8 protein-coding genes are annotated in these 25,611 nt (G+C 71.8%); all 8 read right to left on the bottom strand.

The genetic code is table 11. The annotated features are described in order from the left end of the window. Nucleotides 1–11: 11 nt before the first annotated feature. The 8 genes from ACIO1C_RS14995 to ACIO1C_RS14960 all read right to left on the bottom strand — a co-directional run bounded on the left by ACIO1C_RS14995 (nt 12) and on the right by ACIO1C_RS14960 (nt 25,293). A complete protein-coding gene (locus ACIO1C_RS14995) occupies nt 12–650 on the bottom strand; it encodes a type VII secretion system-associated protein (protein WP_401862962.1) in 639 nt (212 codons plus the stop codon). Further along, nucleotides 637–19,515 (bottom strand): lonely Cys domain-containing protein, encoded by an 18,879-nt coding sequence (locus ACIO1C_RS14990; protein ID WP_401862960.1) that lies wholly within the window; start codon nt 19,513–19,515, stop codon nt 637–639. Before ACIO1C_RS14990 ends, ACIO1C_RS14995 begins: the two co-directional genes overlap by 14 nt. A 148-nt stretch (nt 19,516–19,663) precedes the next feature. Next, nucleotides 19,664–20,011 (bottom strand): hypothetical protein, encoded by a 348-nt coding sequence (locus ACIO1C_RS14985; protein WP_401862958.1) that lies wholly within the window; start codon nt 20,009–20,011, stop codon nt 19,664–19,666. 2 nt (nt 20,012–20,013) lie between these two features. Beyond that, nucleotides 20,014–20,517, bottom strand: a complete 504-nt coding sequence (locus ACIO1C_RS14980; protein ID WP_401862956.1) for a YbaB/EbfC family nucleoid-associated protein — start codon at nt 20,515–20,517, stop codon at nt 20,014–20,016. A 43-nt stretch (nt 20,518–20,560) separates the two neighbouring features. After that, entirely contained in the window at nt 20,561–23,959 is a 3,399-nt protein-coding gene (locus ACIO1C_RS14975) for an AAWKG family protein (RefSeq protein WP_401862953.1), read from the bottom strand. A gap of 68 nt (nt 23,960–24,027) precedes the next feature. Further along, on the bottom strand, nt 24,028–24,462 hold the full coding sequence (locus tag ACIO1C_RS14970) for a type VII secretion system-associated protein (protein WP_401862952.1): 435 nt from the start codon (nt 24,460–24,462) through the stop codon (nt 24,028–24,030). Nucleotides 24,463–24,512: 50 nt separating this feature from the next. Beyond that, nucleotides 24,513–24,833 (bottom strand): WXG100 family type VII secretion target, encoded by a 321-nt coding sequence (locus ACIO1C_RS14965; RefSeq protein WP_401862949.1) that lies wholly within the window; start codon nt 24,831–24,833, stop codon nt 24,513–24,515. 79 nt (nt 24,834–24,912) lie between these two features. After that, nucleotides 24,913–25,293 carry a hypothetical protein gene (locus ACIO1C_RS14960; RefSeq protein WP_401862947.1) on the bottom strand — a complete coding sequence of 127 codons (381 nt, stop codon included), beginning with the start codon at nt 25,291–25,293 and terminating at the stop codon, nt 24,913–24,915. Nucleotides 25,294–25,611: the final 318 nt, after the last annotated feature.

Raw genomic sequence — 25,611 nt, 5'->3', positions numbered from 1 at the left:
TCAAGATATAGTTAGAGGCTATCACGAGACCCGATCTCCTGGATCAGCTCCGCGGTCTCCATGATCATGCCCGCCGGTCCTGAGGGATTGACGTAGAGCGCGTACCCCTCGGGAAGCCGCTCGACCAGTTCGGCCACCGGGACGATCCGGGCCGCGAAGGCCCCGAAGGCGTCGTGGTACGCGGGCGAGGTGAAGACCGGGATCACCGGTTCGCCTTCCGCCGACCGCACGGCCAGCGCACCGCCGTCGGCGGCCGTGAGGACGGCGACCTTGGCGGCGGCCAGCGTCCGCACGACATCCTCGGTGGGCCCGTACCCCGTCACGGCGAGCTGGATGGCGGACTCGACCGGATCGGTGGGTGCGGGCCAGCCGAGGGCCTCCGGGGAGGGGCGGTACTCCTCGTTGTCCTCCCACGCCACGATCGCGCCGGTGGGGCCGGCCCGCCAGCGGCCGGGGATCGCCCAGTCCGGCGGCGCGTCCGCGTCCCGACCCTGGTCCGTGTCCTCGTCCCCGTCCCCGTCCTCGTCGGCGCCCGACCACGCCGGATCGGGGAGGCTGAGCCACTGGTCGGGCAGGTGCCGGGCGGCCTCGATGATCTCCACCGGCGGCTCGGGTATCTCCGGGTCGAACCCGTCGTCAATCTCTGCCATGCGAGTCCCTCACATCAGTCCGGCTGTTTCCGGGGTGTCGAGTGGTGTCCAGTGACACGACGGGCCCATCGGGCGGCCCGAGAAGGAGGCGGCCCCCGGCCGCGTCCAACAGCGCGAGCCGGATGCCCAGTTCGTACGCCGTGAGGGCCGCCAGCGCCTCGATGAAGGCGGCGCCCGCCGCGTCGGCGTCGAGCCGGGCGAGGAGCAGCCGGAACTGCTGAATCCGTGTCAGACCGGCCGCGCGGACGGAGAGTCGGTCACCCTGAAGGGACGCCTCCGCGTACTTGTCGAGGGCCAACGGAATGCGGAGGGCCGCCAATTGACCGATTGCGACCATCTCGTACGGTGACAGCAGCGGCTCCGTACCGGCGATCCGGTCCTCCGCGTCCGGGACGTCCCCCGCCAGCCGGCTGTCCAGCCACGCTGTCAGCGCCTCGGGGGTGGCCGGTCCGGGGCCCGCGCCCAGCAGTTCGGGGACGTCCCGTTCCAGCGCGGCGACAAGCAGGCGCGTGAACGCACCCGCGTCGGCGGAGGGCAGGGCCAGCAGCACCGGCGCGGGTCCGGGGACGGGCGCCCGGGCGGGAACCTGCGTGGGGGGAGACGCCGGGGAAGGATCCCGCAGCGGCCCGGGCCGGAAAGTGAACCAGTCCGGCCGTTGCGGTATCGGTGTCCCCCTCAGGACAACAACCGCCTCGCGCAGAGCGGGATCGAAGACCAGCTGCGTCCCCTCGCGGGCAACCAGCGTCTTCCTCGCGGTACTCGACCGGCCGGTGATACCCATGGCCACCTCCACCGGCGGCTCACCTCCGTCGGACCCGATCAGGACGACGGAGGTGGCAAGGGGCATCGCGCCCAGCCGCTGGTCGTACCTGAGCAGAGCGGCGATCTCGTCGTCCGGCACCCCGGGGACGGTGCCCGACGGCAGGTGCAGGTCGAGTTTCCCGTCGGAACCGTCGGCGACCACGAAGTAGGGGGCGGCGGGCTGTCCCGAACCCGGCGCGGGCTTCCACGGGGAGGGATGGGAGACCCCGTTGGCGACCGAGCCGTCGGGCGACACCAGGTAGGTGTCCGTGACGATCTCCCCACGGACCGGCCGCCCCCTCCAGTTGCGCCCCGGCACGGCTCCGCGCTTCGCCGACACGATGAGCGTGCTGTCGCTCAACGCGCCCTGCCGCATGAGGTGATACGCGGCGAGCTCCGCCGGATCGCGCGGATCGAGCCCGATGACCGCGGCGCCGGCCGCCAGCCGGAGCAGGTCCGACCCCCGGGTCAGGTCCACCGCCGGCCTCGGACCGCCCCCGGGGTTCACCGGGCCCAGATGCAGGACCTTCTCCTCCAGGGCCCGCAGTTCCCCAGGGGTCCGCTCCCCGAGCGCCTCGCGCGCCTTGACCGTCCCCCAGAACAGCTTCACCCGGTCCGTGGCCCCCAGTCCCCAGAAGACCTCGCCCCGCGCCCGCGTGGCCAGGTCGTCGAGGTTCTCGTCCTTGAGCAGGGCCACCGCCCGCTCCACCGAGGGCAGCGGGACAAACGAGCGCAGCGGCGACGGCGTTCCGTCGGCCCGGGTGGACCCGGCGGCCTCCGCCGCGTACAGCATCGCCTTGATGTCGGCCGGCTCGACGTCGGCCCGCGGGGGTTTGGGCCGCCCTTCACGCTCCAGGTGCGCGCGGGTGACACGGTCCAGCAGGTCCAGGCTGAACGAGCCGCCGAGCGCGGCCAGTTCGGGATCCGCCCGTCGCATCCGCTCCAGCGCCCCGATCCCGCGCAGCAGCCGCTGGTACTCGCCCGAGGGGTCTTCCTTGTCCGCCTCGATCCACACACCGAGCGTCCAGCGTAGTGCCCGGACCAGCCGCAGGGTCTCCCGTCGTGTCTTCCCCCGGGAGACGCCCCCGCCCGCGGACAGTCCGGCCCATCCCGCCAACCGGTCCAGTTCCGCGTCCTCCGGGTCCGGCCACAGTTCGCGCCAGGAGCCCTTCACCCCTCGCACGGTGGCCGCGGTCCCGTGCTGGTACGTCCCGTCCATGGCCTTGCCCAGATAGTGCAGCCGGTTGGGCGCGAAGACCGGCTGCCCGCTTCCGTTGGAAGCCGCCTGCGCCATGGACAGCATGGGGAGCGGATCGAAGACGAACGGTGAGGCGGTGCCTTCGTCCAGGTCGACATCACTGTCCGCGAGTGTGTCGGCCCAGCACGACGGAAGGACGATCGCGGGCTTGCGGCCGGCCTTCAGCGCCTCGCCGCGGAGCTTCCGGAAACTCGGACGCCGCTTGATGAAGCCGCCCAACTGGCCACCCCGTACGGGCAGGACACGGCCGTCGACGTGCTCCAGCTCCGCCCGCAGCGGTTTGCCGTGCGCGTGGAAGTAGTACACCGGCCGGCCGGCCCACCCCACGGGGTCCGCGTCGCCGAACCAGTGGCCGGTGACCGGGTCGAGGTGCCCGCTGGTCGGCATCTCCGGCAGCCGGCGGTGCAGTTCGTCCCTGGTGGCCAGGTCACGGTCCCTCATGGAGACACGTCCGATCGGCCGGTGATGGTGGAGGAGGGTGACGGTCTTGACCCGGCGGTCCGCGACGAGCCCGACGTCCTCCACGTACAGCTCGTCGTGCGGCTCCTCCCGCGCGCCTTCCCCCTCGGACCCGTCGACCCCTCCGAGGCCGGCCGGGTCCCGGTCCTCCGGCAGGCTGAGGGCCCAGTCACCGAGCGCTCTTCGCGGGCGAAGGTCCGGGACTTCGATCCTGACCTCGTGGTCGGCAGGGTCGTCGGCGACCAGGTGAGTGGCCCGGCCGGTGTGGGTCCAGACCTTTTTGCCGGTCTTGAACGCGCTCAGGCCGGGCAGGTCCAGGCCCTGGCCACCGGCGTCCGGCACGAGCAGCAGCACCGGCACCTCGTCGCCGAGAGCGGCCAACTCGGGATCCATGGCGAGAAGTTCGGCGAACTCCTGCCAGGAAATCCTGAGGGGGACACCGTTCAACGGCACCATGACGTGGTCATGGCCTCCGTCGGCCACGACGGCGTACGGTTCCGGCTGTCCCTGCTCGCCCGGCCGGAGCCACGGCGACGGCTTCGGCGCTCCGACGACCTGCCCGGGCCGGGTCTCGACGTAGGTGTCCGTCACCACGTTCGTGATCGGGTCGCGCGTCAGGTTGCGGCCTCCCACCCGGCCGTCGGGCCCGACGATGCGGCTCGCCGCGCCCAGCACGCCGCTCCTGCTGAGGTGGTACGCGGCCAGCGCCTCCACACTCGTCGCGTGCCCGGCCTTCATCGCGTCCGCCGTCAGCTCGTAGAGCTCGGTGAGCGTGGTGTCGTCGATGACGGCGTCCTCGTCCAGATGCAGGATCCGGGCGGCCAGCACGTCCGGCTCGAAGAAGTCCACCAGCGTGGCCAGTTGCCTGAGGGCGGCGGCGCGGGGCGGCAGTCCGACCTCGACCGTCACCTTCTGCCGCCCCGGCCGCCCGTGGGTGCCGCTGTCCCGGCCACGGCTGTCCACGACGATGCCGAAGCCACCGATCAAGTGCTCCTGCCGCAAACGCTTCAGGGCTTTGCGCAGATGCTCGTCGAAGACCGCCTCCACCGCCTCCGCACGTGTCTGTCCGGTACGGCGGGCACTCGCCGCCCGCCTCAACCCCAGCCGGCCGTTGCCGTACCCGGTGATGCGCACGGTGACGGCCATGTCGGGGGTCGGTATCAGCGCCTGGGCACTGAGGTGCCCGGCCCAGGCGACCTGGCGGGCCAGTTCCGCGATCTGCCGCTCCGCCGCCTCGTCCGGCGACTTGGCTTCCTCGTCAAAACGAATCACCGTCGAAGGGGACGGCAACGGGGCGTTCGCGGGAGTGGGATACCGGTCCGAATCGGACCAGCCATCAGCGTCGTGGCCGAGGTCGATCATGACCTCGTCGTCCGATTCCGAACCGGCGTCCACGTATGCGGCGTCGGAGTCGTCCTCGGCGTTTTCCTCGGCGTTTTCCTCGGCGTCGGAGCGGGCCCCGTCTCCCGGCGCGGCCGGCTGGGAGAACGCGGGTACGGTCCCCGGCCCCGACGAGGCGGCCCGGGTGACGTCGGCCCGGTGGTCCCGGTCCGCCGCCCGCTGCCGGATCAGCAGCTGCTGCTCGGCGCGGCTGAGGTCGGCGTCCGCCACCGACAGCGGTGTGGCACCACCGAGCAGGGCGGCGTGGATCTGCCTCGCGCCGGTCAACTCGATCCCGGCCCGGGCGAGTTCGTCGGTGGTGACCGGCTCCCGCGGGTCCAGCGGGGGTACGTCCGCCGGTGTGTCGTCCTCCGGTGTGTCGTCCTCCGCCTCGGCAGACCGGTCGCCGGAGCCGGGCACCTCGCGCAGCACCTCCGGTGCCGCGTCGCTGCCCTCGTAGTGGTTGAAGCCGTTGTAGTAGACCTCGATGTGCCGTACGGCGCCGTCGGGCCCCGCGACACCGCCGAGCCGCCGGTACCCCGCCCCCACCGGCCGTACCACGTCGACCCGTACGTCGAACGCGTGGGCCAGGAGCGGCAGGAAGATCTCTCCCGCCTCCGTCTCCCAGCGGCTCTCCCAGTTCTCCACCGCGTCCAGGAGCCTGGCCAACTCCTCGCTTTCCAGCGGCGCGTGGCTCTGTGGATACACCGCGCGCAGCAGGCGCCGCAGTTGTTCGTCCGTCAGGGCGTCCAGACGCGGAAGCCGGCCCTGCTCCTCCACATGGGCGAACATCCGGCCCGGCGCCAGGCCGCCGGCCCGTGCCTCCTCCACGGCTCGGGCGTCGTCCGCGGACAGGCCCTCCCGGGCGGGTTCCGACGCCAGGCGGGCGTCGACGTAGAGGCGGAGCAGCTCGCCTGGATCGAACGCCTCCGGCAGGGAGACGCGATCGACACCGTGGTGGGCGAGGTGGCCGAGCAGCTCGGCCCGGTCCATTCGCTCGGCACGGTGGGCGAACGCGTCCGTCACCGTCCTGCGGAACTGGCCCGTGATTTGCGCATCGAGGACACCGTCGCTGCGGCCCACGTACTCCGCCACGAGGCCCCGCACGGCCTTGATGACGGCGTTCCATGGGCCGCGGGGGCGCCAGGTGGTGGCGTGGCTCCTCAGGTCCCGGTGGACCGTACCCGGATCCCCGAGCCAGTCGTGCGCGGCCCGGTCGACGGAGGCGAGGCCGAGGCGCTCGCGCAGGCGCTCGGGATCGCTGGCCATGAAGGAGTAGAGCAGGCACTCACCGTTGCGGGGGACCCGTACGGCGCGGCCCCGGGCGGAGGCGCTGCGGTCGGTGGGGAGCGGGTCCGTGCCGGGAGCCGGGGGTGTGGTCGGGGGCGGGGTGACAACACCCGCGGTGGTCTCGATGACCGGCGGCACGGGAGGCAGGGGCACGGCGGGCGGCGGTACGGGGGGTGGTGTGGCCGGAGGCGGCGTGCCGGGAGGGGGCGTCACGGTGGTGTCGACCGACAGGCCGGGGTCGGTGGTCGGCAACGCGGGGTCAGCGGCCGACGACCCCGGATCAGTGGCCGGCGGCGGCACCGGTGGCGTCGTTGTGCCCGACCGCGTCGACTCCACCGGCGGCACGGCCAGTTGATAGTGGCGGTCGTCAAGGCTCAGCACCACATGCGGGAGATCACTGTCGGCGTCCTCCACCAAGCCCTGGAGGTTGCCTCCGCCCGCCCGGCCCCCGGGCGTGAAGTGCTGGAAGCTGCCGTCGCCCCCGACCACGGTGATCCGTACCCCGAACGTCCGCGCGGCGAGCAGCGGCAGCAGGTCCCCGGCGGAGTGGTTCCAGCCGGTCTCGGCGTCGGCGTCGCCCCGCCGCAGGAGCTGCGCTTCCGCCAGACCCGCCCGGACCTCCGGGCTCAGGTCTGCGGCGTACGGCATGAGCCCGCCCAGGGCGTCGAACTCACGGCGGGCCGGGGTGTCCGCTCCGAGGTCGAGCCCCGCGTCGTCGATCTCACCGTCGCTGAAGACGTCGGTGTCGTCGGGCGCGACAAAGGCCAGCAGATCCGCGTCCGCCGGATCGGTCAGCCGGGCGGCCAACCGCCGCCGCAGCAGGGGCATCGCCCGGGGGTCGGTGAGGTCGATGCCGACGGCCGCCAGCAGCGCCGGGTCGGCCCGGTCGAGGCCCTCGGCGAGCGCGCGGAGGAAAGACTCGCCGTCCCTCGGCACGTCGTGGAGCGTGTACGTCTCCTGCTCGGGCGAGGTGAGCACGGTGTCGGGGCCGGTGCCGGTCCTCGTGTAGCGAGGAGGGTCCGGAGGCGCGGGCGGGGCCGGTTTGGGCGGGGCCTGGTACGTCACCGGCGGCGGCTCCTCCAGGCCGTCGAGCTGCCGTACGCCCTCCTCGGTGGCCGCCAGCCGGTGCCAGCGGGTGAGCTGGTCGGCCCCTGCCCGTACCCGGTGGTACTCCGCCGCCGCCCGGTCCGCCGCCTCCCTGAGCCCGCGCAGCTCGGTGGCCGCCGCCTCGAAATCGTCCCGCGCGGTGTCCCGGCGGGCGGTGGCGGCCGTGAGCCGCAAGGCGGCCTCGTCGGCGGGCCGTTGGAGCGCGGCGAGCCGGTCGGCGGCCTGCGTCCGTCCCGTACGAGCGGCTGCGAGCCGCAGACCGGCCGCCGTGCGCAGTGCGGCGGCGGCCGTCACGGCCGCCGCCAACCGGGCCCGGGAGGCGTCGTGTTCGTCCCGGAGGAGCCGTGCCCAGCCGTCGTGTTCCGGTTCGGCCTCCGCCTGGTACCGGGCGTGGGCGTCCACCTCGGCCCGGGCCGCCTCGACCCCGTCCCGCGCGATGCCGTCGTCCCGGGTGGCCTCGTCCTGGGCCTGTCGCAGCGCGGTGTCCGCCGCGTCGAGGGCCGTGCGGGCGGGGCCGAGCGGAAGGCCCGCGAGACGGGCGGCCTCACCGGCTTCGCCCAGGGCGTCCCGCGCGGTGTCGAGGGCCTCGCGCAGACCGGCGGCGCCCCGCCGCTTCTTCCAGTACGCCTTGTCCCCGTCGACCCACCCCTTACTCGCGCTGCCGACCGCGTCCCACGCCGTGCCGACCCGCTCGGGGAAGTTCGTGTCGGTGATCAGCATCAGTTCGCGGGCGACGTCTTCCCGTATCCAGGCGATGACGTACGCCTCGGACGTCATCGCCTGGGGACCCGACCGTGCCTGGCTGAAGGTGCCGCCCCGAATCCGGTTCGCGGCCCGGGAGTCCACGATGTTGCGGTGTACGTCACCGACGCTCAGCCAGGAGCCGGGCACGGCGAACAGGAACGAGCGTCCGGTCTTCGGCTTGAGGTTGCGCGAGGTCAGGTGGTCGTCGCCGACCGGCATCCCCGTACCGTCCACGTCGTTGGGGCCGGGGAGGGTCAGCCCCACCTGGTTGAGGCCCACGCCGTTCGGAGAGTCGTAGAGGAACGCGCCGCCGAGATTCCCGGACTGGGTGTGCTCGTCGGCGGAGGAGGTGCCCGCGATCTCCCCGTACCGCCTGAGCACCTCCAGCTTCTTGCCGTCGGCGACCGTCAGCAGCAGCGCGCGGGAGAAGTCGGGTGTCGAGCGGAGGGAGAGCTGTCCGGTGTCGGTCCCCAGGAACGACTTCTCGCTCAGCCCGGCCAGTTGGTAGGCCTCGGGCTCCAGGGTGCGCGGGTAGAACGAGGTGACCGCCATGGTGCTGGTGCCGTCCTCCAGCGCCTGGGCGGAGCCGGTGCCGACCCGGGTCAGGCCGGTCCGCCTGGTCGTACGGAGGAGTTCGGTCAGGGCGGCGGCGGAGGGACCGTCGTCGGTCTCCAGGTCACGGAGGGAGAAGCCGGCGTCGTAGGCGCGGGTGAGAAGGAGGTCGTTCGCGACGTGGATGTTCTCCAGACCGATGATGCCCCGTGCGTGGAAGCCGTTCTCGGGGAAGGTGAACGACCGCTCGACGCCGTCTCCGTAACGGACCGTCAGTTCCGTTGGCACCGCAGGAACGGGCACCGGCCGGGGCGCCCTGCCCCGGGCGAGAACGGCCCTCGGGTCGGGTGCGGGCAGGCGCCTGTCGGCGCGCGACGGACCGCTGCCGGTCGGCGAGGGCTCCATCAGGCTCAGCGGTACGTGCTCACGCAGGCCGCCGATGCCGTCCTCCTCGACGATCCGGTCCCTGCCCCGGAAACGGTCGAAGGCCGTGACCGCCTTGTCCTGCCCGTCCCCGGATTCCGACGCCGACCCCGGATCCGGCGAACGGAGCGCCGGGGCCCCCGTGTTGGGGGTGTCGTCCGCCTCCAGGGTGATCCGCATCCGGTACGGGGTGACGATCTCCGCGTGCGGTTCGGTGGACGCCGCCCGGTAGATCGTGACGGTGGTGGTCGAGTGACCCGACGCCACGGTCTTCCGGTGGGAGCCGCTTTCGGTGTACGTGACGCCGGCGCCCGGGACGTGGGTGTCGCCGGTGTGCAGCATCTGGCTGGTCAGGATCCCGAGGTCCGGCCCGGACGAGATCTCCGAGTTCTTCTGTACGGTCTCGATGGCCCGCCGGTTCTCCTCCAGCTCCGCGCTGTGGTCGAGCCCCTCGAACACGGGTGTCCCCGGGATCAGTTCGACCCGCGCCCTGACCCACCGGTCGCCGATGCGCACCCTGCCCCAGCCCCAGCCTCCGACGGTGACCAGGGTGGAGGGGCCCGTGGACGTCATCTCGCCCTTCAGGGCCCGGGTGGCACGGGCCGTCACCAGCTGCCGGATCCTCTCCCGGCTCGCGTCGTCCAGGCCCAGTCGCGCGATCCGCCGCTCGAACGCGCGCAGCACCGCGGTCGGGTCGAGCGTGTTCACCGCGTACGTACCGAATCCGGCGCCGCCCAACCAGGGCTGCGCGGACCAGAGTTGGTCCGTGTACCGGGGGACGTCGCCCAGTCCGTCGTCGAGCAGCCCCAGCCGGTGCGCGCTCTTCTCCGGCAGGTGCCCCAGCAGGCCGCCCGGGGTCGTCAGCGCCGTACCCGCCGCTCCCGCGAGGCGCCGCGGCACCAGGGAACTGCCCGCCGCCGCTCTCCCGACCGAGCCCATTCCGACCCGGCCGGCCGTCAGCGCGAACAGGTGGTGGACGTCCCCGGCGACCAGCACCTGGTGGGTGAAGCCCTTGCGGTTCATGTCCGCGACGACGGTCCGTACGACGTTGAGGCTCTGCGCGGCCGACCGCGAGAGGGGGTTGGCGACCACTCCGTACGCGCTCATGAGACCGTGCCCGGGAGCCTGGCCGTGGGAGAAGATCACCTGGCCGCCGAAGACCAGGCTCGTGCTCTTGCTGATCTTGCCGGCCGCCTGCCGGGTGCCGCCGAGGATCATCTCGGTGTCCATGGCCATCGACGGGGTCAGGGCGGTCATGTCGCCCACCGAGGTGGCGTAACGGAACGTCCCCCACAGTTCGCCGAAGGGGCCCTTGCCCAGCAGGCCGGTGCCCGGCATCCCCAGGGGCCCGGAGCTCTGGTCGAAGCCCGCCGCCATGTACTGGGGTGTGAAGGTGCGGACGATCGCCTCCCGGGTCGGGGCGCCCTCCTTCACCAGCTGCCAGGCGCCTCCCGACGCCGCCTCCAGGACCCGGTTCACCTCCGAGGTCAGGAGGGGTGACAGCACCACACTCACGATCACGAACGGGTGCTGCTGGAACGCGTGGAACCAGTCCGATCCCCGCGCGGTGTGCGGCCCCCCGCCGTCCCCGGGCGGCATGAGGTCGCCCTTGGCCAGAGCGAGCGCCCGTTCCGTCGTCAGGGGTACGGGGGCGGGCTCGACGGCCTTGTAGAGGTTGAGCGCGCCGTCCGCGTGCGGGTCGGCGGCAGGGGTGTGCTGGACGGGGACGCTGATCAACACCTGCCCGGTCACCGCGCCGCCACCGTGCAGCTGGAACCGGTCCCCCACCGGGGTCCGGCCGAAGAGCACGTTGCGCGGCTCGTCCAGGACGAGCAGTCCCGGCAGGCCCAGGCCCAGACCGCGGATCATGCCACGGGGCCGCCAGTAGCCGCCCATCGCGGCGGTGAGCGCGAGGTCGTAGCGGTACAGGTGGGTGGGTTCGTTGCTCACCGACATCGGCTCGTTGGTGACGGTCGAGCCGAAGGCGGTCTCCGCGTCCCCCTGCCACCCCTTGCGCATGCCCAGGGTGACCCCGAGCGTGTTCTTGGGCAGGTCCGCGCTGTCGACACTGTGGTCACGGCCCGAGAACGTGCCTTCGAAGCCCAGTTCCGTGCCGTGTTTCGCGCTCGTCTGGCCGTCCAGCCGGTCGATGCCCTGGGCGCTGAAACGCATCCCCTCGTTGATGTCCTTGCCCTCGTACCGCCGCCCGGTCAGCGTCCCGTGCACCCACAGCTCGTAGTAGGTCTGCCCGATCGTGTCCGGGTCGGTGAGCCTGATGCGCAGGCCGATGGTGCTCAGGGCCTCCAGGTTGGCGGTGACGTTCTGCGCGGAGATCACACCGAGGATCTGGAGGGTGTTCTGGAGCGCCGTGTGGTACTTCGCGCGGCTGGACCACTGGGGCGGTACGGGCAGGGTCCTGGCCGCGTCCAGCACCTCGTCGGGGTGGCGCCTCAGCAGGTCGTCGAAGCGGGCGCGCCAGCTCTTCGGCAGGCCGGGCGGCAGGAGGTGGTCGAGCGGCGCCACCAGTCCCCGGCGCCGGGCCGCGACGGCGTTCACGACGCTGTCGGCGAAGGCGTCGAGCAGCGTACGGCCCACGTCGTCCGCGTCGACCCGGGTGCGCAGGCCGTCGTCGAAGGTGAACTCCTTCACCCGGTGCATGCCCAGAGTGCGCGGCTTGTCCTCGGACAGGTACGCCGGGACGAACGGCGTGGAACCGTGGCGCAGGACCAGCCCCGTCCCGTCGTCCCAGCCGGCCAGCCGGCGCGCCTCGGCGCTGGTCATCCGGTCCAGGCTCCAGGTGAGGAACCGCGCCGGCGGGCCGGTGTCCCCCGCCCGCCGTACGCGGACCGACTTCACGACCAGGTAGAGGGCGGTCCTGGGGCCCTTGACCTGTCCGGCCGACTTGAGGGTCCCGGCGCCGCCCAGTCCGGCCGTGTAGGTCCGCGAGTGCCCGTACTGGGCGCTCGGCCCGAACAGGAGCCGCAGGTCGAACGGCACCGGGACCATGTCGCGGAAGTTGAACGCGGGTCCGGCGGCGGCCTGGAGCAGCAGGTTCCTGCCCTGCGCCCGGCTCCGCTCGCTGCGGACCGTCGACGTGTTGATGTCCCGCATCTCGGCCTTGTCGGTCTCCCCGACGAGCACGGCGGCGCGGGGGATCAGCTCCTCCACCACGAAGACACCGAGGGGTGACTTCCGGTCGTCGTCGGCGAAGAGGGGCGGGGTGGTGACCCGGCCGCGCGCCATCATGCCGCCGTGCCGCTGGAAGCTGTCCCCGGAGAAGAACGTGTCCAGCTCGGCGTAGGCGGTGCTGCCCGGCAGCGCTCCGACGCGCCCGGCCGCCCAGTCGCGGATCGCCGCCACGGGGCCGAACCCCTCGATCCGGACCAGGCGGTACTGGGAGTTGCGGTCCAGGCTGATCGACGCCGGGATCCGGCCGGGCTTGGAGCTCTTGAGCACGCTGTCGGGCAGGCGCACCAGCAGCCCGTTGCGGACGGCGAAGCCGAAGCGTTCCGGTGTGGCCCGGCCGGCGCCGGGGTCGAGCACGGCGCCGGTGACGCGTGCCTCGAAGTAGGCGTCGTCCAGGTACGACCGGGAGTCGTCGAGCGTACGGGTCTCCATCTGGTTCATCCGCGCGTTCGTCAGCGTGTATCCGACCTTGTTGACAAACCCGAACCGGAAGGCGAGGCGGCCGAAGCCGCTGAACGCGGCGGTGCTCGCGGGGCCGAGCGGAGCGCCGAGGCCGTAGTTGTAGTTGGCCTGCATGTTCTTGGTCAGGCCGAAGGTCGCGGCACCGCGGTGCATGCTGTCGATCTTCGAGGCGTGCCCGAAGCCGTCCTCGAAAGGCATCCAGTGGGCGTAGTGGCGCGCCTTGAGATGGAAGACCCGGATCTTTCCCTTCGCGTTGACGTACGGGAAGGGGCGCCCGGCCTCCGTTCCCAGCGTCTTCGGCTTCTCGCGGAGCGTCTGCCTGATGTCGGAGAGCAGTTGGGTGTCGCCGTCGGGCAGCCGGTCGTCCGGCCGGCTCCTCAGTTCTTCCTCGATCGTCCGCACGATCTCGTCGATGCCGCGCAGGACGACGGTGCTCTGCCCGAAGGTGCCGGGGTTGGCGAGGAGTTCGTCCACCTCGTTCTTGGTGAGGCCGCCCGGCAGCAGCGACCCGAGGTGGTCGACGTAGGCGGGCATCCGCCTGCCGTCGGCGAAAGTGACGGGGGCGGTGGGGCTCCCCGAGGGCGGGGGGAGGGTGCGGTCGACCACGGGCGGGCGTGTGGGGTCGTCGGGGTCGGGGGCGGGATCGGAGTTGTGGGCCTCGATCCGGATCAGGTCCGTGGCGGGGTCCGGGGCCGGGTCGGGATCCGGACCCGCGAAGACGATCCCGGCGTCGTCGCCGTCGCCGGGAGGCGCGGCGGCGTCCTCCGGGAGCAGGTCGCGCGGCCGGACGGCCGCCCAGTCGGCGGCCGCCGGACTTCCCGGCACGAGGGGGAGCATGGAGGGTACGTACAGATTCGGCTGGGCCTCCACCAGGCTCGCGCCGCCCCGTGAGGCCCACACCCCCCGGCCGGTCGCCGCGCTGACCACGGCGCGCGGGTCGGGGTGCGGGGCGGCGGTGGCCGCCGGTCCCTGTGCCGGTCCCGCCGAGGTCGCGGGGACCACGGGGGCGACGGGGGCGACGGGGACCACGGGAGCCACGGGGGCGACCTTCGAGGCGGTCAGCACCACGTCCACGTCCAGGGGGCGGCCGGACAGGTCCGGGTCTCGCGACAGCAGTTCGGCGATCTCGTCGTACGGCACCGGGCGGTTGAACCCGCCGGGCAGGGTGAGGGTCAGGCCGCCCTCCGCGCCGCCCGCCCACACCAGGTACGGCGCGGGCCGGCCGGGGGCGGTCCAGGGCGAGGCCTCCGTGCTGACGGGACGGTAGCCACCGTCCTGGGTCGGGGTGGCGACGACGGCACGGTCCGCCGCCACCTTGGCGTGTGTCACCCCGTTGGCGTTCGGCGCCGGCTTGGCCCAGTTCCGGCCGGTCGGCACGCCCTTGGGATCGACCAGCCGGGTCTCCGGGCCGAGGGCTCCGAGCACTTCGAGATGGAACGCGGCCAGCTCCGTCGGCTTGTACGGATCACGTCCCGCGGCCGCCGCCCGGGCGACCAGCAGGAACAACTCGTCGCGCCGGGCGGGGTCCGGCCGGTCCAGATGGAGGACCTTGGCGGTGAGCGCGTCCGGGTCGGGGGTCCGGCTCTCCCATTCCAGGGCCTTCACCGTCGCCCAGAACAGCCGTGCCCGCTCCGGCTCCCCGACGGCCGCCGGGCCGCCGGCCAGGCCCAGGATCCTCACTGCCTCGGCGTCCAGGTCCGCGAGGCCGTTCAACCGCCGGGCCGTGCCGGTGACGTGCGGCAGGTCGGCGAAGTCACCGAGGGCGAGACCGGGTTGCCTGTGCGCGGCCCCGGCGGCCTCGGCCAGCAGGTGGCGGTAGTCGTCCGGGCCCAGGTCACCGTCCGCCGCGCCGGACCGCCGCGCCCGGGTCGCGCGGGCGGCCCGCTCGAACAGGTCGAGCGAGAACGGCCCGAAGCCGCCGAGCACCGGATCGGCGGCGCGCAGGGCCTCCAGCGCCCCGATGCCGCCGAGCAGATCCCCGTACCCGCTCTCGTCCTCGACGGCCGGCCCGAACGTCAGGCGCAGGGCACGGACCAGCCGCAGCGTCCGGTCCCGGACCGCGTCCGGGGCGGGCCCGGGGCCGTGGTGCAGACCGGCCGCCCGGGCGCGGTCGTCGAGGGCGTCCCCGGTGGGCTCAGGACGGTGCTCCACCCACGTGCCGCGCCGCCCTCGCGCGTCGGCGTACATGACGTGGACGTAGCCCTTTTCCGGCGTCCACCGGAGCCCGACGGCCCGGCTGCCCGCGTACACCACCCGGCCGGTGTCGTTGGCCACGCGCTGGGCGTCGCTGACGACCGCCAGCGGATCCGGCACGAACGGGGCACGAACGTCCCCGCGCGTGCGGGTCACTCCCTCCGCCGCGCCGAGCCAGCATGCCTCCAGCAGCACCGCGTGGTTCTTGGGGAGTTCCGCCAGGCTCCGGCGCCGCTTGAGGAAACCGCCGAGTTCCCCGCGCCGGGCCCTCTTGACGGAAGCGCCTTCCAACGGCAGGTGCGTCTCGTCCGGCCAGGCATGCGCGGCGAAGGTGTACACCGGCTTCCCCGCGAACGGCACCGGCTTGTCGTCCTTGATCAGGACTCCGGTGGCCGGCTCCTTGTGCCACAGTTCCGTCGCACTGGCGGCGTGCCGGAGACGCTCCACCACCAGGGGCGCCTCCGTGTCGTCGAACACGACGCGGCCGACGGGCCTGCCCTCCGTGACGACGGTCTGGGTCAGGACCTCGCGTTCCCACTCCGGGGTGCTCTCGTACGGGTCGGGGCCGGGCGCCCGACGCGGCTCCGCGTAGAGCCAGTCGCCCGTCACCGTGTGCGGGCCGCCCAGCAGGGAGACGGTGTGGGGCAGGGCCGGATCCGGCTGCGGGGACAGATGGACGGTACCGGTGGCCGACCAGACGCCCCGGCCGAGCCGGTCCGCCGTCCGGTACGGCAGGTCCCGCCCCCTGGCGCCCGCCCCGGAGACGAGGAGCAGCACGGGGACGTCCGGCGGGAGCCCGGCCAGCGCGGGGTCGATGGCGAGCAACTCGGCGAACACATCGATCGGCACCCGCCGGGGCGCGCCGTCGAAGCCGCGCACCATGACGTGGTCGTGCGCGCCCTGCGCCACGACCACGTACGGCTCCGGGCCGCCCGGCCGGTGCCAGAGCGCGGAATCGGCCTCGTACGCCGGACTGCCGTCGGGGTGACGCGTGAGCCTTTCGGCGGTCGCCAGGTCCAGGTCGGGCACCGCGACGCCCGTCCAGTTGCGGCCCTGGAAGCCACCGGGGTCGGACACCGCGCGGGTCGGGGACAGGACGCCCCTGAGCTGGAGGTGGAACGCGGCGAGGGCGGCCAGGCTGCCCGCCGACTCGACCGCCTCGTCCATCGCCACCCGGAACAGCTCGCCGTGGTGGGCGCCGGTCACGGGGGTCGCGGGGTCCAGGAGGAGCACGCGGCGGGCCAGGGCGTCCAGATCGAGGGGGCCGTCCCGCAGGGCGGGATCGGCCCGGCGCAGGTGGTCGAGGTGGTCGAGGGCGGCGCGGAGGGCGGGGTAGAGGCGGCTCGACCCGATGGCGGAGCCGAACACGCCGACCAGCAGGGGGTGGTGGACCTCCTCGGTGCCGGTGCCGGTGCCGGTGTCGGTAGCGGTGCCGGTGTCGGTAGCGGTGCCGGTGTCGGTAGCGGTGCCGGTGTCGGTAGCGGTACTGGTGCCGGTAGCGGTACTGGTGCCGGTAGCGGTACTGGTGCCGGTGATCGGCGTCGGTGACGGCGCGAAGGTGACGGTGTCGGGCCTGACGGTGCCGTCCGCGGCTCCGCCGCCGCCGGCCGAGGTCACCCGGCGGGCGGCGGAGAACACCCCCCGGTCCTTGAGGCGGGACGCGGCCAGGGCCGCCAGGCCGGCGGCCCGCCCGGAGTCCGCCTCCGCCCCGGCCCGCTCGATCACCTCGCGCCGCTGCGCGCGGGACACCGGGCTCCCGTCGTCCAGCAGGAGCACCCGCCGGACGACGGCGTCGAGGTCCAACGGGCCGTCGCTCAGGTCCGGATCGTCCAGTCGCAGGGCGTCCAGCAGTACGAGACCGGCGTGCGAATCCTCGTAGTCCGGGCGGGAGAGGCCGGGCCCGAAGACGTCCTCCAGGATGCGGTCCTCGGGGGTCGCGGGTACGGGACCGGCGGGCCCGCTGAGGGACACGACGTCCTCCGGGGCCACGCGCGGGGCGGCGGGGGCCGGGGTTTCCTGGGACGAGGTGGCCGGGACGTCCTGGGACGAGGTGACCGGTACGGGCTCCCCCGGGGTGCGCGCGTCGGACGCCGGTGAGCCGCCCTCGGGCCGGCCGAGGGTGTGGGCCGGGGCACCGCCCGGTCCTCGGGGGCGCAGTCCTAGGCCGTGCCGGAGGCGTCCGGCGACGTGCACGGCCGTACGGTGGTCCGCGCCCTCCGTCGCCAGGTGAGCGGCGACCTGCCGTACCGCGTCGCGGTACTCGTCCCCGGCGTAGCGGGAGTCCGCGAGCACGGGGTGCAGCTCCAGGGGCAGCACGAGGCCGACGGCCGTGTCCCAGGCGCGGGCGGCGGCCGTGTCCCTCCCTGACTCCGATTCCGCCTCCGATTCCGCCTCCGACTCCGTGCCGTCGGCCGGATCCGTGCCCTCGAACTCCGCGGAGGCCGTGCGCCAGATCCGCCGCGACGCCGTGGCCGCGATGGTGTCGAGGGCGGTGGGCCAGGAACCGGAACGCACCATCAGCAGGCGCACCTGGTCGACAGGGGCCAATCGGCCAGCGTTCAGGGGAAGTTGATCCGGTGTGATGCCCGCGGCGTCCAGCTCGGCCGTGGTGACGGTGTCGGCGTTGTCGAGAGCGGGCGGGGTCTCGGGCAGGTCCTCGGCCGTCACGTGCTGGGCGATCCAGTGGCGCGCCGCCTCGTCGCGCCGGACGACGGGCACCTGGTCCGCGCTGCCGAAGCCGCGCCTCGGGCCGGGGTCGTAGGGGTCGGCGCCCAGCTGGATCAGCCGTGCCTCGGCGTCCTCCAGGCGGCCGCGCGCGTGCTGCTCCCGCTCCGTGGCCGTCTGGAGCGCGGTGGTGTCGGAACCGGTCGCCGCGTCCGGCGGGAGCTGTCTGATGCTCTCGGCTTCACGGTTCGCGTCGGCGAAGGTGCGCAGGGCGTCGTCGTGCTCGTCCCGTGCGTCGGCGATGGCGTCTTCGTCCAGGCTCTCGGGAAAGCTCTCGGGCAGGCTTCCGGGCAGGCTTCCGGGCAGGTCGCTCAGGAGCGGTGCCCTGCCCTTGCCCTTGCCGTCGGCGTGGGAGTCTGCATCGGCATCGGCACCGGCATCCACGTCGGTATCCCGGTCCGTATCGGCCGTCGGCTCGTAGGTGTCCTGGGACTCGGTCGGAACGGCCCGGAACGGCGGCGGGGCATCCGCACCGGTCCGCGGCGGCGTCGAACGCTGCGCCGATTCCTCCGGGGACGGAGGGGTACGGGAGTCGGAGGCGTCGTGCTGCGCGGGCAACGGCGACACCTCGGCGGTGTCGGGCGGCCCGTCGGTGGCGGGGACATCGGCGTGGGCGGCGGGCGCGAGGGGAGCCGCCGGTGTGGTGCCGCCGGTGCCCCCTTCCTCGTCGGCGATGAACCTCTCGGCGTCCTGGTCGTCGGGAACGGCCTGCCGGCCCGCCGGAGTGAACGCGGGCAGGGGAGCGGAAGCACCCGCCGGGGGCGGGAGGGTGGGCAGCGCGCCGATGCCCAGGTCCCCGGGCGTCCCGCTCCCCTGCGGGTTGAGCGTGGAGAAGACGGAATCGGCGTTCAGGTCCACCGGTAAGGGCAGCGCGCTCTCCCCGGTGACGGGTTCCGGGTCGGCGATCTCGTGGTCCGGACGCACGGGGGTGCTGTACGGGTACGGCGGCTTCGCCACGTGGCCCGTGCCCGCGCCGATCGGCGGCCCCTGCTGCTCGTACTCGTCGAGGCCGTAGTCCGAGACGGACGAGACATCGTCAAAGTCGCCGCCGTCACTGAAAACTGACGAGACATCACTGAAGTCGCCGACCGACGACGCGTAGTCTTCGGGGTCGGAATCGAGGTCGGGGCCACGGCCGGGGTCGTACGGCGGTACGTAGGCGTCGTCGGCGGAAGCCGTGGAGGGGCGCGGCACGGGGTCGAGGCCGTAGTCGGCCGGGGGGTCGTACAGATCGACACTCCCGTCAGGACCGGTGTCGGCGGTCCTCCAGGGAGGCGGTGTGTCATCGCCGGCCCCACTCCCCCCACGGCCGCCCGGCCGCAGGTCGTTGACGCCCTGGCCGAAGTCGAGATCCTGGAAGAACTTGTGGTTCAGCCACTTCCCCCCGTACTCGACGACGGTGGAAGCGGCCTCGGTGAGAAGCCCACTCGTTCCGGCGTTCACGAACGTGCCGGGGTTGATGGTGAACGTGCCCTGGTAGATGAGCTTGGTGAAGGCCTCCGCGAAGGTCTCGGCCTGTCCTTCGTTGACAAAGGCGGCCGGAAGCTCGAACAGGTCCTTCCACGGCGAGTTCTTCTTGAAGAGGTCGCGGAAGAACGGCGCCGTCACACTGGAGAAGATCCCGCTGAAGGCGCCCGCCAGCGCGCCCGCGACCGCCGACTGCCCGATGTCGCCCCAGTCGAAGTCCGGACGCCGACGCCTCGGATCGTCCGGCGTGACCATCGAGATCACCTGGGACGCGAACGTGACGAACGCTTCCTGGATCGCTTCGAGCAACGCCGACAGCGGAGTCGGCACCGCGTGCCCCAACCGCTGGAGGATCAGCAGGATCGACAGCGCGGTACGTGACCTCACCGCCGCGATCTCGGCCAGCGACGTACCGCCGGTGAACACGGCGAGCGCCGCGATCAGGGCGAGTTCGAGATTCATCAGGATGAACTCGAGAAGAATCTGGTACTTCGCTTCACTGAGCTTGATCGACCGGTCCACCTGCCGGTCACCGATCGTCCGGACCTCCTTGGCGAAGTCCGCGAGATGGTTCCGCCCGCCGTCGTCCACGAACAGCTTCAGCGCGGCGACGAACTCCGTGGCCACCGCGGGCGGAAGTGAGTCCCCCGACGTCAGGATCGCCGACTTCATCGCGTCGGACATCGTCCCGATGTCGTCCGACAACCGGTAATAGGGCCCGCTGCTGTCGAACCCCTCACGCGCGTTGCCGCTCGCGACGCTCGCACCGACCCAGACCTGGAGGAACTCCCGCAGAGCGGGAGGGAAGTTGATGTCCATCTCTGCGGCCAGTCCACCCCGGCCAGATGACAAGCGCGGGGCGCGGCCGGGTGGCCATCAGATGACAAACAGAAGAAGGAAGGGGAGAACCCCCCAAGTTCCCTGTCAGGGATGGGGGGTTCGGGCGCTGGCTACGCCTCGTCCGCGCCTACCGCCTGGTCTCGCTCTCGGCGCCGTACGTCTGGATGTCGTCCATGGCGAGCGTCTGCGGCCTTCGTACGTTCTCCGCCTCCGCGTCGACCGCGTCCACCAGGGCCCGGTAGCCGCTCGTGATGCTGAGGAGCGTCTCGAGGACCATCTCCCGCTCCTTCCGGGCCTGAGGGCCGACCTGGTTGGCGAATTCGTCGTCGCCGCCCTCCTCGCCCCAGCAGTTCTCGTACGCGCCGCTGGCGGCGTCGAACCTCGGCCCGAGCTCCTCGCCCGTCCTGGAGGCGTCCGCGATATGCCTCGAAAGGCCCCGGATGCCCTCGTAGTTGCCCGAATACGAACCCGACATCGCTAGACGCCCCCCTGCCGCTCGTTCCCCGCGCCACGACCGCCGGGCGGCGGGGCGGCCGGGGCCGGTTCGTCCTCATGGATCTCGTCACGCAGCCGGCTCATCGCCGTCGGCCCCCGGTCTACGGAGGTTTCTTCGAGCAGCGATCCGAAGAGCGAGCCCCAGTCGACGCCCGCCCGTTCCGGCGCGGGGCCCCGCGCGGTCATCCGGGTGAGGGGGTCCAGCAGGTCGACGACCCGGCGCGCCATCTCGGCGCGCGCCGTGTTCGCGGCCTCCAGCACCGAGGCGGAGAGCTGCGAGGCGGCCATGGAGCGGTACTTGCCGTCGAGGAACTCCACACTGGTCAGCTCCCCCTTCGAGCCGACGGCCACCCGCACCGACCTGTCCGCGGAACGCGCGGTCGCCGACGCCGCGTCCAGCTCGCCCCGCGCCTTCGCCGCCGCCTCTTCCGTCGCCTTCAGGTGGGCCATCGCCTGGGCCACCCGGTCATCCATCGACTGACTCAAGCCGGTCTCCTCACTGGGTAACGCGCTTACGCGCGGCGGGCGGTCATCGTCCCAGGGCCTGGGGCGCGCCCCCCTCGTCGGTGCCCCAGACGTCCTCGTCCTCCACCACCCACGTGGTGCGCTCGCGGTCGCCGCTCTCCGTCTGCTGCCCTCCCCCGCCGCCGGGCGCGCCGCCACCCATCGGCGGCATGAACGGCGTCTGGCTGCTGGTCTGCGTGCCGCGCGGGACGACGCGGTGTTCCTCGTCCTCGACGGTCGACACACCGCCGCCCGCCCTGGCGGAGCGGCCGAGGCCGGGCTCGATGACGTTACGGGTGCGCTCGCCGGAGGACCCGGACTCGCCGCCGCCACCGGCGCCCCGCATCATCGGCGGGGACATCCCCGGCGAACCGGCCGCCCCACTGGAGCCGTCGGCGGCGGCCGCCATGGCGCCGCTCCCCTCGGGGCGTCCCAGCGCGGACGTCAGATCGTCCTGGTTGTAGAGGTTGTCGTTGAACACGGAGGAGTACGCCGAGCCCGCGCCGGCCGACGCGAGGTCGGACGCGAAGTCGGGGGGCTGCGGGAGATCCGCGATGCGCTGGCGGATCTGCTCCTCGATGTCCTTGTCGCCGGCCCCGATGCGGTCCTGCTCGGCCTGGATGTCGCCCATGCGCCGGTCGTACTCGGCCCTGGCGTCCCGCCGCGCCTGCTGCGCGTCCTCGCGGGCCTCCTCCCGGACGTCCTGGGCGGCCTCCTTCTGCTGCTCGTACTCCTTCTTCGCGTCCGCCTCGGCGGCGTTGGCGTCCTGGACGGCGTCCCGCTCGGTGGCGTCGATCTCGGCGATCCGGCGGTCGTACTCCTCGCGGGCCTTCTGCTCGTCGCCACCGCCCGCCACCTCGCGGTCGTAGTCGCGCCGTGCCTCCGCCCGGTCCTGGTCCGCCTCCTGCTTGGCCTCGTCGCGCTGCTCCTGCGCCTCGGCCTTCTCGTGCTCGTACTCCTGCTTCGCCGCCGCCTCCTGGCGATCGGCCTGCTGCTCAGTGGCCTCGCGCTCCGCGCGCGCGTCGGCCTTGTCCCGCTCATAGTCAGCTTGTGCTTCGGTCTTGGCCTGCTCGGCCTCCAGCCGGGCCTGCTGCTTCTCCCGTACGGCCTCGCTCCGGGCCTGCTCCTGCGCGTTCCCCGCCTCGCCCCGGGCGGCGGCCTGCTCCTCCTTGACGGCGGCCTTCTCGGCGTCCGCCTCCTTCTTGGCCTCCTCCTGGGCCTTCTCCGCCTCGGCCCTCGCCGCGGCCTGCTCCGCCTTCGCGGCGGCCTTCTCCTCGTCGGCCTCCTTCTTGGCCTCCTCCTGAGCCTGCTCGGCCTTCGCGCGGTCTTCGGCGTTCTGGGCCTTGACCTCGTCCCTCTCCTTGTCCGCCTCGGCCTTCGCCGCGGCCTGCTCCGCCTTCGCCTCCTCCTTCTCCTGTCGCGCTTCTGCCTTCGCCTGTTCCTGCTCGGCCTTGGCCTCGGCCTTCTCGGCGGCCTGTTCCGCCTTCGCGGCGGCCTTCTCCTCGTCGGCCTCCTTCTTGGCCTCGTCCTGAGCCTGCTTGGCCTCGGCCCGCTGCCTCTCCGCCAGGGCGAGGGCGACCCCCTGCTGCGCCGCCGCCTCGGCCTTCGCCTCTTCCTGCGCCTTCTTGGCCTCGGCGCGGTCCTCGGCGTTCTGGGCCTTGACCTCTTCCCTGTCCTTGTCGGCCTCCGCCTTCGCGGCGGCCTGTTCCGTCTTGGCCTCCTGCTTCTCCTTGTCCGCCTCGGCCTTGGCTTCTTCCTTCTCCTTGTCCGCCTCGGCCTTTTCCGCGTCCCGCTCGGCTTTCGCCTCTTCTTTCTCCTTCGCGGCCTCGGCTTTCGCCTCTTCCTTCTCCTTCGCGGCCTCGACCTTGGCCTCTTCCCTGTCCTTGTCGGCCTCCGCCTTCTCCGCGTCCCGCTCCTTCTTGGCCTCCTCCTTGTCCTTGTCGGCCTCCGCCTTCTCGGCGTCCCGCTCCTTCTTCGCTTCTTCCTTGTCCTTGTCGGCCTCCGCCTTCTCGGCGTCCCGCTCCTTCTTCGCTTCTTCCTTGTCCTTGTCAGCTTCCGCCTTGTCGGCGTCCCGCTCTTTCTTCGCGTCCTCCTTCTCCTTCTCGGCGTCAGCCTTCTCCGCGTTCGACTCCTCCTTCGCGGCGATGTCCGAGAGGGACTTCTTGTCCTTGTCCGTAATGGTGGGGTCGAAAGCCTTCTCAGCCGCGGCGAACGCCTTTTCGATGGCGAGGATCGCCTCGGCTCCTGCCGGACCGAGCCAATTCTTCACCCCCAGTTCCCAGCGGTGTATGGCCTCCTCGCCTATCTTCTTCCACGTCGTCATCTCGGTGGGCGGACCGTACTTCACACCGTTGATCGTGATCTCGCCCGAGAAAGCCTTGCCGGCGACCATGTTGCTCGAGTAGTCGTAACGGTTGGTGGACGCCTGGTATTCGACCTGGTGGAACTGATTGTCGAGGATGTCCATCCGGGCGTCCCCCAACAAGTCGAACAGATGCTGCTGCGGACTGCTGTCGGGCCTCCACGCGTCCCAGGCCGCGATGAGATTCTGTGCCTGGGTTGCCAGAACCCACTGGACATCCGCGAGGGCACGCGCGGGCTCGGAGGACACCGGGTCACCCTCGATGGTGACGTAGCTGGTCGCCTCCCCGCCCTCTTCCCCCGCGATCTGCTCGGCGTATCCCTCGTAATTTCTCGCCAGTTTGTGGATGAGCCCCTTGAAAATGGCCGCCGAGGTGCCGTCCCAGGATTTACTGCCCTCGCCGATGTCCTCGTTGTCCCATTTCCCGACGGCGGCGGCACTTTCCTTGAAGAAGTTGACCACCCGGTCGAACGCCCTGGCCGTGACCGAGAAGGATTTGAGGTCGACATAGAGGGAGTCCGTCACCTCGACGTCGCTGTGCTTGAACCCGTGGGTGGAATACGGGGGCAGCGCGATCAGCTCGAGGGCGGCCCTGGTGCCATGGATGTACGCGGCGAGTTTTGTGGTGTCCCAGGAAACGGCCTTGCCGTCCTTGTTCCAGCCGCCCTCGTCCTTCAGCACCTTGCTCGTGTACTCAAATGCCCCGATCACGTCCATTCCGCTCGGCGGCGCGTCGCCGACGGTCGCCAGGATGGTGATGTACGCCCGGTACTGATCGAGCTTCGTTCCCTCCGACGTTTTGTCCGCGTCGTGGTAGGACCGCAGGAACGGAATGGTGTAGTCGGTGTTCTTGGTGTGCCAACCGCCCGAGCTGACGAAGCCGGACGAGTAGGAACTGCCCACGTGGTCCAGCCGGACATGCATCAGCGGGATGCCGTCGTTGCCCTTCATCTTCTCGAACAACATGGAACGCGGGTCCACCGCGTACCCGGTGAGCCTCTTGACCGCCGTGGCCCAGTCGTCGTCGTTGTTGTCCTTGGGGCTGGCCTCGGACTCTGCCATCACCGTGCTCCGGGAGGTAGTTGTTGTCGTGGAGGGGCAACTGAGGGAGAGAGCTGGGGGAAGGAGCCCTAGTCCTCCTCGCCACCGGATCCACCGAGGTCACTGTCGACGTCTTCGAACACGTCCATGAACTCTTCCGGGGTGATGCCTTGCAGGGTGGAACCCTGGTTCTTCTCCAGCTCTTTGATCGTTTCCCGCAGCGCTTCCTCGAAGTCCTTGAAGAGCACGGTCTGCTCTTCGATGATGCGCGCGATCTCGGCCGCCTCCGCCTGGATGGCCGCGTTGACCTTGCCCCCGGCGGCCTTCTCTCCGGCCATGTTGCCGATGATGAGCGGTATCGTGGTGCTGAGCGAGGTCGTCTCCCTTTCGACGACGTCCGAGATCGCCTCACCGTCGGTCGGGCTGTACTTGACGATCTCCTCCAGGGTCCCCGCGAACGGCTCGATGTGGTCGCTGATGAACTTCTTCAGAAACGCGGTGTCAAGGACCGTGACCTCGGCCATGTCGCCCTTCCCCTCCCCTTGTCCCTACCTGCCGTCCGGTCGGCGACCGGTCAGCGACCGCCGATCCTGATGTCCGACCACCTCTGCGAGAGGTTCTGCTCGGTGTGCCGGTAGCTGCCGGAGATGTCCGTGAGCAGGGTGGAGTGATTGGCGAGCAGCGTCCGGATGTTCGTGACGGCCGCGTCCCACTTCGCCTGCACGTCCTGGTAGACCTCCCGGTCGTCACCGATCCAGCTGTTCTTCAGCTCGGTCAGCTCCGCTTCCAGGTTCTCGAGGACGCTCATGATCGACTGGGACTGGGTGACCATGTTGTCCGCCGCGCCCTCGGCGTGGTTGTAGTCGATGTAGATGTAACCGTCGGTGAAATCCATCAGAAACCCTCGATTCGCCGTGTGTACGGTGAGTGTGCGGTGCGTGTGCGATCACGGCCGGTGGGCCGGCCCGTGACGGTCAGGCGTTGGGGTTGGTGCCGCCCGCGACGCCGTTCGGGCCGCTGTTGTACCCGTTGAGCTCGTCGAACACGGCCGTGGACCGGGAGTACTCCTGGTCGATCGCCTCGCTCGAAGAGCCCTGCGCCAGGCCGTGTTCCGTGAGGGTGGAGTTGAGCTCGTCCACCATCCGGTCCAGATTGAGCAGGATCGTGTCGACGTGCCCGTCCCACTGTTCGAGCAACCGCTTGAAGCCTCCGCCGTCCGAACCACCGTAGTTGGAGGCGAGCGTGCCCGCCGTGGTCTGGACGTCCTGCTGACACCGCTGGACACCACTGAACGCCGTCTCCAGCGCCATGATTCCGTTGCGTGTCGCGTGCTCTTCCGACTGCTGCATGGCCATGAGAGAACTTCCTTCCGGCGAAATTCACCGACGGTGGGCCCCCACACCTGTGGGCAGACAAGGCGGCCCCGTGAACACACCCCGGTTCACAGGGACATGGGGTGGCCCGATGCTAAGCAGGCGGCAAGTTGTTTGGCAATTGCCTCCCAACCCGCCACGGCGGCCCGGCCCTTGCCCCCGAATGCTCGATTGAGCAAGGGACCGGAATGGGGGCCGCTCACCTGAGCGACGGCGGGATTCCGGCCGGAGATAACGGTCATTGCCGCCGTTTCCGCGACGCGGCCGGACACCCGGACTTCACACGGGACCACTGCGGAG

Source organism: Streptomyces sp. NPDC087420 (assembly GCF_044744165.1).
GTDB lineage: Bacteria > Actinomycetota > Actinomycetes > Streptomycetales > Streptomycetaceae > Streptomyces.
Note: the sequence above shows the minus strand (reverse complement) of the source record. Positions and strands in the feature narration are given on the sequence as shown.